14 protein-coding genes are annotated in these 14,814 nt (G+C 44.2%); 11 read left to right on the top strand and 3 right to left on the bottom strand.

Annotated features, from left to right (window positions below; all coding sequences use genetic code 11):
* Positions 1-63 precede the first annotated feature (63 nt).
* Together gpmI and KIH41_RS12285 are read left to right on the top strand one after the other, a co-directional pair.
* The gene (gene gpmI, locus KIH41_RS12290; RefSeq protein WP_214162566.1) at positions 64-1,587 is read left to right on the top strand and encodes a 2,3-bisphosphoglycerate-independent phosphoglycerate mutase; all 1,524 of its coding nucleotides are present in this window, start codon (positions 64-66) and stop codon (positions 1,585-1,587) included.
* 1 nt (position 1,588) lies between these two features.
* Entirely contained in the window at positions 1,589-2,155 is a 567-nt protein-coding gene (locus tag KIH41_RS12285) for a hypothetical protein (protein WP_214162565.1), read from the top strand.
* Between the two features lie 74 nt (positions 2,156-2,229).
* On the opposite strand, the gene KIH41_RS12280 is transcribed toward KIH41_RS12285, so the two are convergent.
* The 3 genes from KIH41_RS12280 to KIH41_RS12270 all read right to left on the bottom strand — a co-directional run bounded on the left by KIH41_RS12280 (position 2,230) and on the right by KIH41_RS12270 (position 6,321).
* Positions 2,230-3,750: a sodium:proton antiporter gene (locus KIH41_RS12280; protein ID WP_214162564.1), complete on the bottom strand. Its 1,521-nt coding sequence runs from the start codon at positions 3,748-3,750 to the stop codon at positions 2,230-2,232.
* 166 nt (positions 3,751-3,916) lie between these two features.
* A complete protein-coding gene (locus KIH41_RS12275; protein WP_213944419.1) occupies positions 3,917-5,143 on the bottom strand; it encodes a Glu/Leu/Phe/Val dehydrogenase dimerization domain-containing protein in 1,227 nt (408 codons plus the stop codon).
* An 86-nt stretch (positions 5,144-5,229) separates the two neighbouring features.
* Complete coding sequence (locus KIH41_RS12270; RefSeq protein ID WP_214162563.1) at positions 5,230-6,321, bottom strand: anhydro-N-acetylmuramic acid kinase; 1,092 nt, start codon at positions 6,319-6,321, stop codon at positions 5,230-5,232.
* A 132-nt stretch (positions 6,322-6,453) separates the two neighbouring features.
* On the opposite strand from KIH41_RS12270, the gene KIH41_RS12265 reads away from it, so the two are divergent.
* The 9 genes from KIH41_RS12265 to KIH41_RS12225 all read left to right on the top strand — a co-directional run bounded on the left by KIH41_RS12265 (position 6,454) and on the right by KIH41_RS12225 (position 14,814).
* On the top strand, positions 6,454-7,170 hold the full coding sequence (locus KIH41_RS12265; RefSeq protein WP_214162562.1) for a type III pantothenate kinase: 717 nt from the start codon (positions 6,454-6,456) through the stop codon (positions 7,168-7,170).
* Positions 7,154-8,437, top strand: a complete 1,284-nt coding sequence (locus tag KIH41_RS12260; RefSeq protein WP_213944422.1) for a hypothetical protein — start codon at positions 7,154-7,156, stop codon at positions 8,435-8,437. The genes KIH41_RS12265 and KIH41_RS12260 overlap by 17 nt, the downstream gene beginning before the upstream one ends.
* 12 nt (positions 8,438-8,449) lie before the next feature.
* Positions 8,450-9,751 carry a tetratricopeptide repeat protein gene (locus KIH41_RS12255; protein WP_214162561.1) on the top strand — a complete coding sequence of 434 codons (1,302 nt, stop codon included), beginning with the start codon at positions 8,450-8,452 and terminating at the stop codon, positions 9,749-9,751.
* Positions 9,752-9,854: 103 nt separating this feature from the next.
* Positions 9,855-10,385: an LPS export ABC transporter periplasmic protein LptC gene (lptC, locus tag KIH41_RS12250; RefSeq protein WP_213944423.1), complete on the top strand. Its 531-nt coding sequence runs from the start codon at positions 9,855-9,857 to the stop codon at positions 10,383-10,385.
* Positions 10,385-10,600, top strand: a complete 216-nt coding sequence (locus KIH41_RS12245; protein WP_213944424.1) for a hypothetical protein — start codon at positions 10,385-10,387, stop codon at positions 10,598-10,600. Before lptC ends, KIH41_RS12245 begins: the two co-directional genes overlap by 1 nt.
* The gene (locus KIH41_RS12240; protein ID WP_213944425.1) at positions 10,601-11,875 is read left to right on the top strand and encodes a hemolysin family protein; all 1,275 of its coding nucleotides are present in this window, start codon (positions 10,601-10,603) and stop codon (positions 11,873-11,875) included.
* Between the two features lie 83 nt (positions 11,876-11,958).
* Positions 11,959-14,067, top strand: coding sequence for a peptidylprolyl isomerase (locus KIH41_RS12235; RefSeq protein WP_214162560.1), 2,109 nt, complete (start codon positions 11,959-11,961; stop codon positions 14,065-14,067).
* A gap of 233 nt (positions 14,068-14,300) precedes the next feature.
* Positions 14,301-14,567: a DUF493 family protein gene (locus KIH41_RS12230; RefSeq protein WP_213944427.1), complete on the top strand. Its 267-nt coding sequence runs from the start codon at positions 14,301-14,303 to the stop codon at positions 14,565-14,567.
* Between the two features lie 19 nt (positions 14,568-14,586).
* Positions 14,587-14,814 (top strand): 4a-hydroxytetrahydrobiopterin dehydratase, encoded by a 228-nt coding sequence (locus KIH41_RS12225; RefSeq protein WP_213944428.1) that lies wholly within the window; start codon positions 14,587-14,589, stop codon positions 14,812-14,814.

Here is a 14,814-nt window from a genome sequence, read left to right as displayed (position 1 = left end):
ATTCATAAAAAGGTAACCTGAGGAAGGATTCTAGCCTTGAATCAAAATTGCTATATTTGCCATATGAATAAGAAAGTGTTACTGATGATTCTGGATGGTTGGGGTATTGCCACCAACCCGGAGGTTTCTGCCATAGCGAAGGCCAAGACGCCTTTTATCGATTCTCTTTTTGAAAAATACCCTCACTCCAAACTGGAAGCTTCCGGTCTTGCTGTTGGTTTGCCTGAAGGGCAGATGGGCAATTCTGAAGTTGGGCATATGAATATAGGCGCAGGAAGAGTTGTTTATCAAGACCTGGTTAAGATTAACAATGCTGTAAAGAACGGTGAGCTGGCCAGCAATCCAATCTTGGCGCAGGCATTTGCCAATGTCAAGGAAAGAGGCGGCAAGGTGCACTTTATCGGGTTGGTATCAGATGGAGGTGTGCACTCCCATATTGATCACCTCAAAGGCCTCTGCGATGCAGCCAAGGCCAATGGGGTGGAGGAAGCGTTTATCCACGCCTTTACCGATGGCCGGGATACCGATCCCAAAGGCGGAGTGGCATATTTAAAGGATTTGCAGGCTCACCTGGAGCATTCGACCGGAAAAATTGCTTCGGTAATTGGCCGATACTATGCCATGGACCGCGACAACCGTTGGGAAAGGGTAAAGCTGGCATACGATGCCATGGTCAAAGGTGAAGGAGAAAGATCCAAAAACATCATTGATGCGATCCAAAAATCTTATGACAATGGGGTGACAGATGAGTTTATCCGTCCTATCATAGGCATGAACAATGAAGGCAAGCCATTGGGTGTGATTGAGGATAAGGATATGGTGGTGTGTTTTAATTTCCGTACCGACCGTGGTAGGGAAATCACCCAGGTGCTTTCCCAGAGGGATTTTGATGAGTACCAGATGAGAAAACTTGATCTGGATTACATCACTTTCACTAATTACGATGAAACATTCAACAACGTGAAGGTCATCTTCGACAAAGATAATCTTCAACAGACGCTCGGTGAAGTGTTGGCAGCAGCTGGAAAAAGCCAGATAAGGATTGCTGAAACAGAGAAGTATCCACACGTTACCTTTTTCTTTTCTGGAGGACGTGAAACCGTGTTTGAAGGAGAAAGCCGTATCCTATGCAGCTCGCCCAAAGTGGCAACTTATGATCTAAAGCCTGAAATGAGTGCCTTTGAAATCACTTCCAAGATTAATACCGAATTGGAGCGTGAAGAGGTAGACTTTGTTTGCCTGAATTATGCGAACCCGGATATGGTTGGACATACAGGGGTTTTTGAGGCCGCCGTCAAAGCATGTGAGGCTGTGGATAAGTGTGCTGAGTCAGTGATTGGCAATGCTTTGGCACATGGATACACCACCATCGTGATCGCTGATCATGGCAACAGCGACATGATGATCAACGAGGACGGTACGCCAAATACTGCACACACCACTAACTTGGTGCCTTGTATAATGGTGGACCCTGTGGATAAATTGGAGGTAAAAGACGGTAAGCTTGGAGATCTTGCACCCACAATTCTCAAACTGATGGGTGTGGATATCCCAAAAGAAATGACCGGAGAAGTGCTTTTGAAATAGTATGTGGAGAAAATTAGGAATTTGTGGAGTTGTATGGATGCTGGCTTCCTGTGGAAATCAGGTGGAAAAGTCCATAAAGAACCCCACACAGATAGATACTTATTTCCCCATATCTGACTTTATCAACAAACAGATAGACGGATTGGAGGGGGTAGACTTGCGGAAGGATCTGTATGTGAATGGAGATCATGAACAAGTAAGGCAGCAACTCACTAGGGAGCAGTGGAGGAGTGAACTGGATTGGTTTATTCAGGCCGATATCAATAAAGCATCTTTGGCCACCGCTTACGATATTGTGGATGAAAACGGGACTACAAGCTATAGACTCAAGCCAGGTGAAAATTCAAACATCGAGGAAATGACGGTAATATATGATGGGGATCGAGTGGATGAAATATTGGTGAAAGCTTTCGACAAGAATACTTTTTACCAGTCCGAAACCATGGCAAAGTTATCCACAGACCCGGTTTCGGGAAACTTATCCACATATGAGCTTGAGACTACCCAAAAGGTCTTGCTGTTGAGCCCCAGGGTTTTAAAGGTGAAAAGCCAAGTGGAGCAACCATGATTCTTTTAATGCAAATTATAAAAAAAGGTCGCAGGATGTTTTCTGCGACCTTTTTTATGAGGTTGTATTCCGCTTTAGACAAATGCGAAGAACATCAGCCAAGTTATTATCAGGATTGGCAGCAATAAAGGAATTGAAAACCTCAGGATATAGCCAAAGAAGGAGGGCATTTTTATGCCGTTTTGTTCCGCGATAGATTTTACCATGAAATTGGGTCCGTTGCCTATATAGGTCATGGCGCCGAAGAATACGGCAGCAATGGATATAGCCATCAATTCAAATGCTGAGTCCTCGTACCTGTTTAATGCAAAATCCTGTACCATGGTCACACTGTTGATATCTGCCCCTTGAGAGGCCATTGCAGCTGCCAGGAAGTTTAAATAAGTAGGTGCATTGTCCAGAAACCCGGAAAGCAATCCTGTGCCCCAGTAAAGCGTATTGTGTGTAATCAGGGCGGCTCCTTCAGGGGATTTGGCAAAATTACCGACGAGTTCAAGGGCCGGCATCATGGTGCCAAATATGCCGATAAAGATAAAAGCAACTTCCCGGATAGGCTCGAAATTGAATTCGTTGCCCTTTATGGCTTCTTGGTTAGCAAATTTGTAGGATAAAAATGCCACGCTGAGCATAATGATTTCCCTTAGAAAGGAAAACTTCTGCCCATCATAATGGATGGCAGGAACCCAGTCCAGCACATTTGGGTCCAAGAAGACCGATAGGATCACAATTAGGAGCCAAAGGAAGTTTTTTGCCCCTACCATTCTGAATTTATTGGTGTAGGTCACTTCCTCCTCCAAAGCCAACTCATCTTCGGTTTTGCCAAATTTGCGGTCAATAAAGTAGAAAGCTGTGGACAACAGGGCCAGAGCCAGTACCCATGCCGGCCAGTTGGCTTCCAGCGTCCAGAAAAAGGGTACTCCTTTTAGGAATCCCAAGAATAGCGGTGGATCACCAATCGGAGTCAATGAACCGCCCACATTGCTCACCATGAAAATGAAAAAAATGATATGGTAGGCTTTAATATTGTTTTTGTTAAGGCGTATAAATGGCCGTATCAATAGCATGGAAGCTCCTGTGGTACCAATTAGGTTGGAAACCAAAGCCCCGATCACCAACAAAGCCACATTGGCCAGTGGTGTGGATTTCTTGTCTATCTCAATCAAAATCCCGCCCGATGCTATATAAAGTGAAGCCAAAAGGGCAATGAATTGAATGTATTCCGCCATGGCATGCACGGGGTGGTGCACATTGTGGAGGACAAACAAGTAATAGCAAACCACTATGAAAGCCAGACCCACGGCTACTTTGGGGTAGTGGTGATGCCAAAAATGCTCATAAAACAGTGGGCCTGTGGCGATCATCAGCAGCAGAAGCACAAAGGGAATCACCAACCAACCAGGAGCATGCCCATGTTCATCCAGATGCTCAGGCTCCAATATGGATTCGGGAACCTCATCTGTGTCTAAATCTTGGATATTTTCTTGGTACTCGGGGGTGGTTTCTTGCGATGGGGTTGTTTGCAGTGCCAAAAGTTCTTGTCCGGGTGAAAGACAAATGCCCAACAGCAGCATTACAACGGCAACATAGTTTTTCATTAAGGTTTGATTCTATAATAGAATCCAAATTTAGAAATTCGAAGCGTGTATTTTTACATTTAGAAAAAAAATTGTGTGAGCGGAAAATAGAGGCTCCATAATCTTCTCCGCAGTCATTTAAAAATAAAACCAGGCCTGTGGAGGGGCCTGGTTTGGATACTTTAATTTATACCAGCTGGTTGAGCGCAATTTCAAATGAGGATTGGGCTATTCTGGTTTTGGATGGGTTCTTTTCATAGGTCTTTTTCATGGCCTTGGCGATGGTCCTGCTCACGTCTTTGAAGATTCCGTCATCGGTCAACACCGCTTTTTCAGACATCAGATAGGCAAAAACCCTTGCCATCCCGCAGTTAGCGATGAAATCAGGGATAACTGCCACGCGTTCATCCGCGAAAACGCCCGTAGGACCAAAGAAAATCTCCTTATCCGCGAAAGGTACATTGGCACCACAAGAAATAACCTCAAGGCCGGCATTGGCCATTCTCTCTACTTGCTCCTTGGTGATCAACCTGGAAGCCGCAGCAGGAATAAAGATCTCGCTTTCAAGATCCCAAACCCTCTGGTTCATTTCCTCAAAGGAAACCATGTTTTCCGCCACCAACTTGTTACCTTCTCTGTTTACAAACAGCTCGCGAACCTCGTCAAGAGTGAAGCCCTTTTCGTTGATCAATCCACCCTCTCGATCGATGATGCCCACGATTTTCACGCCTTCTACGGCAAGGAAACATGCGGCCGCAGCCCCTACGTTGCCCCATCCCTGGATGACAGCTCTCTTTCCTTTCAGGTTTCCGCCCCAGGTTTTATAATAGTGTCTTACGGCTTCTGCTACGCCATAGCCTGTGATCATATCGGCTACGGTATATTTTTTTGGTCCGTTAGGGGTATAGTGGGGATCTTCCAAAACTTTGGAAACTCCTTGGCGCAGTTGGCCTATCTTTCTGATTTTTTGTGGTTCGGTGGCGTGGAAATGCCCATTTACTACGCCCTCCTGTGGATGCCAAAGGCCGTAAGATTCGGTAATTGGGATCACCTCATGGATTTCGTCCACGTTGAGGTCTCCCCCTGTGCCGTAGTAGTTTTTCAACAATGGCATCACCGCCTTGTACCATCTTTTCAATACCTCGTCTTTTCTTGGGTCAGCGGGGTCGAAGTTGATACCCGATTTGGCGCCGCCAATTGCGGGGCCGGATACGGTGAATTTTACCTCCATGGTTTTGGCTAGGGATTCTACTTCCCTTTTGTCCAAACCTTTTCTCATACGGGTCCCTCCGCCGGCTGCACCGCCACGGAGTGAATTGATGACAACCCAGCCTTCCGCTTCGGTTTCGCTATCGCTCCATTCAAAAACAATTTCAGGTTGTTTGTTTTCAAACTTGGCTAATAATTCTTTCATTACATTTGGGTTTATAGTGTTCAGGCAAAAATATTAAAATTGTTTACATATATAAGAAGGGTGCCGGCAATGGGCTATAATTTTTCTTAAGGAAGATCGTTCAAAAGCTCCCTGCCATAACATACACCGCCGATATTGTCCCTGCTAGCTCCTGTCACGCTGGCAAGGCAATTAGGCTCGTTTCTCAGGTGTAAAGCCCCCATGAAGGCAAAAATCAAAGCTTCTTTATATTCTACCACATCGGCGTCAGGCACCACTACCTGGATACTGGGCGCTAACTTTTCTTTAAGGCATTCTATAAAATAAGCATTGTAAGCACCCCCTCCCGTCACCAGCAAGCGGCTTTGGTCTTTTACGGGAATAGCCTCGGCGAGTTGTGTTACAAAATGGGCATTTAAAGTAGCCAGCGTGTCCTTTGGGGCTAGGCCAGCAGCCTTCAGCAAAGGAAGAAAAACCTCTTCAATATCCTCCCGGCCAAGGGATTTGGCGTTTTTGGAAGTGTAAAAGGGAATATTGTTTAACCTTTCAAGCAGAGGGTTATCCACATTGCCCTTTTTGGCCAACTGCCCGCCTTCATCATAGGGCTTCCCAAGCTTTTGGGAAAAATGGTTTAGAAGCAAATTAAAAGGAGACACATCGAAGGCCTTTCTTTGTCCATCAGTTTCAAATGAAATATTGGCAATGCCACCCAGGTTGAGGCAGTAATCGTATTCCTGGAAAAGCAGCATGTCGCCGATGGGTACCAAGGGGGCGCCTTGTCCGCCTAGCTGCACATCGCGCATCCTGAAATCATTGATCACAGGCAGGGCACAGCTTTCCTGCAGGCTCCACCCATTGCCGATCTGAAAAGTATTGCCTTGATCGGGACGGTGAAAAACGGTGTGTCCATGGGAGGCTACTGCTAGAGGTTTGATGTTTTCGGCCTTGCAAAAAATGCTAACCTGTTCCCCCATCCATTTTCCAAAACCGACATCCAACATCCGTAAATCTTCGGCACCCAATAGATGGCTTTTGGAAAGCTTTAGTCCCAAATCTGTTGGGAATATGGCCGTTTTTGCTTTTGCAATCCTGTAATTCCAACCCTGGTTTCTTTCAAATTCACAATAGGCGATATCGAGTCCATCGCCCGATGTGCCTGACATCAGGCCGATAATTCCATAGGTTTTGCGTGTAGGCATGCTGGGTTAAAGTTTGTTAAATACAAGGCAGTAAAGTTAAATTTATTCTATTGAAAACCCGCCCCTTTTTATTATTCCTTAAATTTAGAGCGAACTTTCGGATATGGCCAAAATCTACTCCAATTCGCAATTTTGAGAAACCTAATCATTGACATTGGTAACACGCGCATCAAAACCGGGCTATTCTGGGGCAACAAGCTTCAGGAGGAACGCTGGTTTGGCCTGCTTTCCGAAGTGACACAATACGTGGAGTCGCTGGAAAAAGACCAGGTGCTGGTGAGTTCCGTGAAAGATGATATGGATACGCTGCAGGCCGAATGGTCGTTTGACTTTCTGTATTTCGACCACACCCTCCCATTGCCTATTAATAACAACTATGGCACACCGGAAACTTTGGGCTTGGACAGGCTTGCTGCCGTGATCGGTGCGTTGGATTGGGCAGAAGGCCCGGTTTTGACCATTGATTTGGGTACTTGTATCACTTACGACCTATTAGATGAAAAGCAATCTTATTTGGGAGGGGCTATTTCACCGGGTTTGTTGATGCGGGCCAGGGCCATGCACGAGTTTACGGTCAAGCTTCCGATGGTTTCGGTGGATCCGATGGTGAGGGAAGTGGGTGACACCACTGTAACCTGTCTACAGAGCGGAATCTATCACGGGGTAAAGGCGGAAATTTTGGGCTTCGTGGATCAATATGCTCAAAATCATGCAGGTTTGAAGGTGTTTATTTGTGGTGGAGACGCAAATTTCTTTGAAAGTCTGACAAAAGACCACATATTTGTAATCCCCAATTTGGTCCTTCATGGATTGAATAGAATTTTAACTTACAATGTCGAGAAAAACTAGACTGAATTTCCTAGGTGTGATGAGCACCTTTTTAATACAATTTACCGTGTTTGCCCAATCAGGGACGACTACCTACAGCTCTTTGGGCATAGGCCAGCTCAATACCTCGGGTTTGACACAAAACCAGGCAATGGGAGGCTTGGGCATCAGTTATGGAAACAGCTTGGGAGTCAACCACGTCAATCCTGCCCTTTCGGTGCAGAATTATGCATTTAACTTTCAGGCAGCTTTCAATTATAACAGGCTGACGGCCACTTCTGGTGACAGGACGGCCGAACTTGATGGAGGCGGATTGAGCTATGCTGCCATGTCCCTTCCGGTGAGCCCTTCGAAGATGTCAGTTGGAGTGGGCTTGAACCAAATTAGTGCGGTCAACTATGACTTATCCCAAAGGGGACCTGTACAGAATTCGGACCTATTCAGCAACAATGTAATCCAAGGGAATGGCGGGTTGAGCGAAACTTATGTGAACACCGGGTTTAAGGTGGCCAAAAATTTCCATCTGGGTTTACAGGCATCCTACGTTTTTGGTTCTACTGTCAGAACAAACCAGCTGAGGTTGGAGAATGAAAATGGAGAAAGAGTCGGTGTGGAGTCTGAATATTATGAAAGATTAACATTGAACGATATCGCTTTCAAGGGCGGTGCCCACTACATGTTGCCCTTGGGAAAACAGCGTTATATGCACTTTGGGGCCATTTATCAGGCCTACGGAGACATTAGTGGAAAAGAGTTTGCGAAAGTTGGCGATTTTGGCCAAGCTAGCAACCCGAATGCGCCGGGCAGCGTTTTAAGAGATAATGTGGAAGGATCCATCTATTTGCCTAACAGGTTAGGTTATGGGGTCAGTTATGAAAAACTCAACAAGTTCGTAGTGGGACTTGAAGCCCAGCATCAGGATTTCTCTCGATATAGATCTTTTGATGGCGCAAGCGGAATGATGAACAATTCGTTCAGGGTAGCCTTGGGAGGTCAGTACATCCCGGATTTGTTTTCTTTGGAAAGTGTGTTTGCCCGCTCTATGTACCGAATGGGGGTAGAATTTGAACAAACGCCTTATTTAGTTAACAACACCGCGATCAATGACCTTGGCATTAATTTTGGAGCGTCGATTCCTATGAATCAGCTCTCCCTGATGAACGTCGCAATGAAGCTGGGAACTCGAGGAACTGCAGATAATGGTTTGGTAAGAGAGAACTATTTTAAGGTTTCCTTGGGTTTTTCAATAAATGACAATAGTTGGTTCTATAAAAAAGTATTTGAATAAAGTATGAAAAAGATGAAAGCAAAATCAGCCTTATTAGGCGTGCTGTCCTTCATGGTAGTGGGGATGGTTCAAGCTCAGGGAACTTGGAACTGGCCAGAAGATCCAGAAAAGGAATCTAAAGCCAGAGAGTATAACGCTGCCTATAATGACTATTTGAAGTCCGGCGAATTCGTTGCCGCGACAAAACCTTTGAACTGGTTGTTGACCAACGCACCAGATTTGAATGAAGCGCTTTACATCAACGGTGTGAAAGTGTATGATGGAGCTCAGAAAGCTGTAGAAGATGCTGATCAGAAAAAAGTTTATCAGGATTCTGTAATGGTGATCTATGACAAGAGAAATGAGCTTTATGACAATGAAGACAGATGGATCGAGAATAAAGCTTACTATGGCTATCAGTACTTCAAGGATGACAAAGACAGAGTAGGTGGTGCTGTGGAGGATTTCGACAGAGCCATTGAAATACATGGTAGCATTAGCCATACTTTGACTCCTGCATACTTTGACTTGGTAAGAAGACATTATCTGATGAATAAATCCTTGTCCACGGATGATTTGCTGGATAAGTTGGCCAAAGTGACCGAAATCATTGATAATGCTGAAGCTGAGGGTACCGATGTGGCTACTCAAAGAGGACAAGTTGAGCAATTGGTAGTTGCGATGGATTTGATCGATTGTGATTTCATTGAAAACAAGTTGGGTCCAAGATTGAAGGCCGAGCCGGAAAACATCAAGCTTGCCCAGCAGATTTTCCAGTATTCTGTGAAATATAAGTGTACAAGCACTGAGGCTTTTACAGCTTCACTTGAAATCATCGATAATGACGATCCAACTTTCTCCACATCTCAAGTAAGAGGTATGAGATATATGCAGAACCAGGAGTATGACAGAGCAATTGAGCTATTCGAAAAAGCTTTGACTTTGGCTGCTAACGATGAGCAGAAAGGTGATGTGCATTATGATATTGCTAAAGCTTATTCCCAAAAAGGACAAAAGTCATCTGCAAGATCTTCTGCTAAGAAAGCTGCTGAACTCAACTCCAACAAGGCTACTGAAGCTTGGACGTTGATCGGTAACCTATACATGCAGTCATCTCAAGAGTGTAGAGGTGGTCAGAGTAGAGTGAAAGATTACTCTATCTTTATTGCTGCCTATGACGCATTCCGCAGAGCTGGTGACAACTCTGGCATGTCCAATGCCAAAGCTAGATTCCCTTCTAAAGAGGAATTGTTTACTGAAGGCTATGAAGTAGGACAGACCATCAATACTGGCTGCTGGATAGGTGAAAATGTGACCTTGGCAACAAGAGATTAATTGCAAAAAAATCATAAATTTAAAGAGCGGTAGGAATGCCGCTCTTTTTTTTGTGGTTGAGGCACAAAGCTTAGTTTCCTGATTTATTTTCTAAATTTGCATCATGAGAATTTTCTTCGTGCTTATGCTGGTAAGTATAAGTTTGTTTTCTTGTAGGGAAGATGTGGATCCCAGCCAGTTGGAGGATTACACAGGACCTACTAGCGTGAGTTATAACATCGTCCTTTATCACAGCGATTCAGCCATCGTGCGGACCAAGCTGATGGGTGACAAGCAGATGGAGTTTGCCAATGGGGATTATGAATTTCCTGAAGGTATTGAAATCCATTTCTTTGAAAAGGATGGAGAGATGTCCAGTACTATTCAAGCCGATAAAGGCTTTTATGATAGGCAATCTAATCTATATAGGGGCGAAGGGGATGTGAGGGTCAACAACCTTCAGAAAAACCAGAAGTTGAACTCTGAAGAGCTTTTCTGGGACCCGGATAAGAAGATCATTTATACTGAAAAATTTGTCACCGTTCAGGAAGAGGGCCGTATTATCAACGGTACCGGTCTAGAGGCCGATGAAGGTTTCAATGAATATCAATTCAAAAAAGTAACGGGGATTTTGCCAATCCCTGGGGAAGAGTAATGGGAATAAAAGAAGTTTTACTGCTGGCCCTTTCGGCGGCAATGATTATTATCGGGGTTCATCTTTCGATTACGCAGGGTGTCGGGGTCTCCTACCCGATGTTTATGTTTGCTGTGGCTTTGCTGTTTTGGTTTAAGCTTAGGCGCAACAAGCAAGAGGAGAATAACCCTGACCATAAGCCTGAGGAAAGGCTTCAAAGGAAAAAGAAACGCTAAATGGACTATTCGTATTTGGGCTATGTGTTGGTCACGCTGTTGTTTTCGGCCTTTTTTTCTGGCATGGAGATAGCCTTTGTTTCAGCAAACAAACTTCATATAGAACTTCAGGGGAAGCAGGGGGATTTTACCGGAAGGGTCCTATCCAGGTTTAATAAAAAACCCGGACAGTTTTTGGGAACTACTCTTTTGGGAAACACCGTCTCACTGGTGCTTTATGGTATTTTTATGGCCAACCTATTGGAACCTGCCTTATTGGGTTGGTTGCCGTCAGCGTTCGAAAACCAAGCCTCTCTATTGATATTGCAGACAGTAATTGCCACTCTGGTAGTGTTGATAACTGCCGAGTTTATACCTAAAAGTATTTTTATGTTGAACCCCAACAGCTTGTTGGCGTTTTTTGCAGCCCCTTTTTTGGTAATCTATACTTTGATGTATCCCGTTGTGTGGGTGGTAGTCTGGCTTTCTAGGATTTTTATCGTTTATGTCTTAAAGCTGGAATACAGTGAGGATAAACCGGTTTTCAAGATCACCGATCTAAATTCTTTTATCCAAAATAACCTGGAAGTGGTGGGAGACGATAAAAAGATGGATCTTGACACCAAGATTTTCGACAATGCCGTGGAGTTCAAGACCATTAAGGTAAGAGAATGCATGGTGCCGCGTACCGATGTGGTGGCTGTGGATATTGAGGATGATATAGAGGACATGAGAAAGACTTTTGTTGAAAGCGGGCATTCCAAAGTCATTGTTTATAGGGACAGCATTGATGATGTGATCGGATACTGCCATTTGCTTGAGCTCTTTAAAAAGCCCAAAAGCATTTCTGATATTCTGACTCCCATTATCATCGTGCCTGAGTCAGCGCTTGCAAATGACCTTTTGGTGCAGTTTATTTCTGAGCGGAAAAGTTTGGCCTTGGTGGTGGATGAATTTGGGGGCACAAGTGGAATTGTGAGTATGGAGGATATCATCGAAGAGATTTTTGGGGAGATCGAAGATGAGTATGACAATGACGATTTGATAGAGCAGCAGATTGGCGACAATGAATATTTGCTCAGCGCGAGGCATGAAATAGATTATTTGAACGAAAAATATTCCTGGAATCTTCCCTCTGGCGATTTTGAAACTTTATCGGGTTTTATTTTGTCAATTACGGAAGATATACCCAAAAAAGGAGCTTCAGCTACGTTTGGACCTTATCATTTTACGGTTGTATCCAAGCAGGAGCACCGGATTGATACGGTAAAATTGAAAATACTCCCCGTATCTTAACTCAATTTATAATTATTGAAGGCATATAATTTTGAATTTACGGCCAGATGTAATTATTTTGCGACACTTCAAAAACTAGAAGAATGGCATTAATTAAAAAAATCAGACAGAGAACGAGTCTTGCAATAGGTGTTATTGCGGTAGGTTTAATATTTTTCCTTGTAGGAGGAGATATATTGAGCCCGAATTCAACGCTTTTGGGCAGAGGCTCAAACACCGTAGGTGAAATAGCGGGTGAGAAAATTTCCTATGAGGAATATGTGCAGAAGATAGAGGAAGCAAAGTTCTCCTTTCAGCAAAACACTGGAAGAACCCCTTCTGAGAATGAAATGTACAGCCTTCGTGAGCAGGCATGGCAGGCGCTTATTGTAGAGCGTATGTTTGCTGAGCAGTATGAAGAACTGGGTATGATGGTTTCTGACGCAGAGTTGGTGGACATGGTACAAGGTAGAAATATCGTAGCCGAGTTGCGTCAGCAATTGACCAATCCGGAGACGGGCGAGTTTGACAGGGAGCAATTGATCGCCTTCCTTCAGTCTCTTGACGATGCAGACCCACAGCAGAGAGCCTTCTGGGCCCAGCAGGAAAGATTGTTTGCCGATGCCAGATTGAGAATCAAGTATGACAACCTTCTATCTACCGCTGTTTACGCTTCTAAGGCTGAAGGTAAATTGGAGCACAAAATGGAAAACACTGTAGCAGATGTGGACCATTTGTTCATCCCTTACTACGCCGTATCTGATAACGATGTTCAGGTTACTGACAGTGAACTGAAAGATTACATCAAGAAGAACAAGGATAAATTTCAGGTAAGAAATTCCAGAGACATCGAGTATGTGGCCTTCCCGCTTACACCAAGTGCTGAGGATTCAGCCCAGGTGAGAAGAGAGATCGAGAGATTGACAGAAGAGTTGAGAGCTACGGAGTCTGATTCAGTTTTTGCCATCAGAAACTCAGAGACCAACAATGCCTTCAGAACTTACCAAGCAGGTGAGACCCTTCCAAACACTTTGACAACAAATGTGGAAAACTTGGAGAAAGGTGCTGTTTATGGTCCATTCCTTACACAAAGATCCACTTTCGTAACTTATAAAGTTTCAGACAAGTTTGATGGTACTCCAAGAATGAGAGCAAGCCACATCCTATTTGCAACCGAGGGAATGGATGAAAACCAAAAAGCTGAAGTAAGTAACCAGGCCGAGGCAGTATTGCAGCAGGCCCGTGGAGATGAGGATTTCGCCACTTTGGCCATGCAGCACGGTCAGGACGGCACTTCCCAAAGAGGTGGTGACCTAGGATGGTTTGGTAAGGATGATTTTATCGAGGAATTCTCTAACGTGACTTTTGCAGCCAAGTCTACCGGGGTGATCCCAAGATTGGTAGAAACAGAGTATGGTTTCCATATCATCAAGGTAACTGAGATGCCTAAAACTCAGGCTCATAAAATAGCTACCGTGGAACTTGAACTTATCGCCAGCGATATGACAAGAAACGAGGCTTACAGAAATGCCGATTATTTCGCAGCTAGCAGCTCAAACCAAAAAGAATTCAGAGACAATGCTCAGCAGGAAAACTATAGAGTATTGCAGGCTAATGGCCTTGATCAAGGATCTAGAAACTTGAACAACATTTCTAATGCAAGAGAAGTGATCAGATGGGCATTCAATGACGCCTCTGTAAACAAAGTCTCTGATGTGTTTGAATTGGACAATGCTTACGTAGTAGCAGTATTGACTGATAAAACCGAAGAAGGAACTGCTTCCTTGGAGCAAGTGAGAGAAGAGGTTACCACTTTGGTGAAGAACGAAAAGAAAGCTAAGATCATTGCTGACAAATTGCAAGGGAAGAACTCTCTTGAAGACATGAAGGCCGTTTTTGACGGGGATGCTTCTTTGGGTAATACGCCTGATTTGAGACTAGGTTCTACTGTAATTCCAGGTGTTGGATTTGCTCCTAGAGCAATCGGTAAAGTATTTGGTATTGAAAGTGGAAAGGTTTCCCAACCTATTAAAGAAGATGTAGGTGTGATTTTGGTAAAAGTAAACAATGTGACCCCAGCGGGTGAACTTTCTGATTACTCCAGATACCAGAGTCAATTGACTACGAATTCTTCTCAAAGAACGGCCTACATGCTCATGATGGCCATGGAGGAGTTGGCTGAAGTGAAAGATTACAGATACAGATTCTTCTAAGAGAATCCTACATATACTAAGTCCCATCCTCTTGCTGAGGGTGGGATTTTTTTGTTGGTGGGATTTTATTTGGAAGCCAGGGCGTTATGAGGGGACGGCTTCGCGGAAAAAAGGGGCACAGAGGAGTTGCACAGAGCTCCTTCGCGGAGAAACATTCATAAAAGTGATAAGTAAAGTTAGCACGTGGTAGCTGGGATAAATGCAGATTAGTACATTTATTAATTAAAGAAAACATGCAGAAGAAATTTGATAAGGAGAGTTTTAAGGAAAAGCTGGAGGCTCAAACCAACTTTCCTTCCATTTATATGTTTAAATTTATCCTTCCTAACGGCAGACAGGATGAGATAGCGGCCTTGCTACCCAATTGTGACATGACGGTAAAGGAATCCACCAAGGGGACCTATGTGAGCGCCACGATCAAGGCCATGATGCCTAGCAGCGATGCTGTGCTGGAAGTGTATGAGAGAGCCTCATCCATTGAGGGAGTTATTTCACTTTAACCTAAAAAAATGTAAACCTATGTGGGCTGAAGAAAACAACAGATTAAGAAAGAGTTTTGAATTCAAGGATTTTCAGGAAGCGTTTGCTTTTATGACCCGAGTGGCATTTTTGGCCGAGCAGCATCAGCACCATCCCAATTGGAGCAATGTATATAACAAAGTGGATATAGAGCTGACTACTCATGATGCCGGCAATACTGTAACTGACAAGGACCGCAAATTGGCTGAGGCCATCGATAAGCTTTAA

The organism is Litoribacter ruber, assembly GCF_018500185.1.
GTDB classification, from domain to species: Bacteria; Bacteroidota; Bacteroidia; order Cytophagales; family Cyclobacteriaceae; genus Litoribacter; species Litoribacter ruber.
Note: the sequence above shows the minus strand (reverse complement) of the source record. Positions and strands in the feature narration are given on the sequence as shown.

What these genes read in the sequence shown, in the direction of transcription:
- gpmI (WP_214162566.1), top strand. Translation starts at nt 64, where the DNA reads ATGAATAAGAAAGTGTTACTGATGATTCTGGATGGTTGGGGTATTGCC.
- KIH41_RS12285 (WP_214162565.1), top strand. Translation starts at nt 1,589, where the DNA reads ATGTGGAGAAAATTAGGAATTTGTGGAGTTGTATGGATGCTGGCTTCC.
- KIH41_RS12280 (WP_214162564.1), bottom strand. Translation starts at nt 3,750, where the DNA reads ATGAAAAACTATGTTGCCGTTGTAATGCTGCTGTTGGGCATTTGTCTT.
- KIH41_RS12275 (WP_213944419.1), bottom strand. Translation starts at nt 5,143, where the DNA reads ATGAAAGAATTATTAGCCAAGTTTGAAAACAAACAACCTGAAATTGTT.
- KIH41_RS12270 (WP_214162563.1), bottom strand. Translation starts at nt 6,321, where the DNA reads ATGCCTACACGCAAAACCTATGGAATTATCGGCCTGATGTCAGGCACA.
- KIH41_RS12260 (WP_213944422.1), top strand. Translation starts at nt 7,154, where the DNA reads ATGTCGAGAAAAACTAGACTGAATTTCCTAGGTGTGATGAGCACCTTT.
- KIH41_RS12255 (WP_214162561.1), top strand. Translation starts at nt 8,450, where the DNA reads ATGAAAGCAAAATCAGCCTTATTAGGCGTGCTGTCCTTCATGGTAGTG.
- lptC (WP_213944423.1), top strand. Translation starts at nt 9,855, where the DNA reads ATGAGAATTTTCTTCGTGCTTATGCTGGTAAGTATAAGTTTGTTTTCT.
- KIH41_RS12245 (WP_213944424.1), top strand. Translation starts at nt 10,385, where the DNA reads ATGGGAATAAAAGAAGTTTTACTGCTGGCCCTTTCGGCGGCAATGATT.
- KIH41_RS12240 (WP_213944425.1), top strand. Translation starts at nt 10,601, where the DNA reads ATGGACTATTCGTATTTGGGCTATGTGTTGGTCACGCTGTTGTTTTCG.
- KIH41_RS12235 (WP_214162560.1), top strand. Translation starts at nt 11,959, where the DNA reads ATGGCATTAATTAAAAAAATCAGACAGAGAACGAGTCTTGCAATAGGT.
- KIH41_RS12230 (WP_213944427.1), top strand. Translation starts at nt 14,301, where the DNA reads ATGCAGAAGAAATTTGATAAGGAGAGTTTTAAGGAAAAGCTGGAGGCT.
- KIH41_RS12225 (WP_213944428.1), top strand. Translation starts at nt 14,587, where the DNA reads ATGTGGGCTGAAGAAAACAACAGATTAAGAAAGAGTTTTGAATTCAAG.